Raw genomic sequence first — 507 nt, 5'->3', positions numbered from 1 at the left:
TAGTGAAGTATGATATTCTTTACACAGCATGTAAACGTATCATTCGTGAATCAACTCCACACCCAATAGAGAATTGGAAAGATGGCTCGTACAAGGAAGCGCAAGCTTAAAGAGCCAGAGAAGTTATGGGAAGTGCCCCTAGAAGAGCTTGAGCGTCGCATTGACAGGCTTTCTAGGGCTTTCCCTACATCTGGATATCTTAAAACATTAAAGGCTGAGGTGGCCCGTACAGACCGTTCTGGCCCCATGAACATGGATGAATTCTATGACTAAGTTATATCTGGCAGGACACTGTTTAACTCGTGGTTCTCAAATGCAACGTGCTATTGAGAAGACTGATCTCCAAGAAGCTAATAGCAGTATTCAGTTCTATGTTCCACAAGAGAACAAAGAGATTAATGATAAGGCTACAGCTAACCCCGAGGGGCTCGCAGAACGCATTGTACGCCACGATACTGATGCAATCCTATGGTCGGATACCGTTGTGATTGAACCGCTCCCAGAAGC

1 protein-coding gene is annotated in these 507 nt (G+C 45.0%); it reads left to right on the top strand.

Annotated elements, in window-relative coordinates; genetic code table 11:
• Positions 1–265: 265 nt before the first annotated feature.
• Positions 266–507, top strand: a 242-nt coding sequence (locus N1032_RS28095; RefSeq protein WP_259544040.1) for a hypothetical protein, incomplete at its 3' end; no start/stop codon positions are given.

The organism is Herbiconiux daphne (assembly GCF_024979295.1).
In the GTDB taxonomy this organism is placed as follows: domain Bacteria; phylum Actinomycetota; class Actinomycetes; order Actinomycetales; family Microbacteriaceae; genus Herbiconiux; species Herbiconiux daphnes.
The sequence above is the reverse complement of the archived record's forward strand: the minus strand, read 5'-3'. Positions and strand labels throughout refer to the sequence as shown.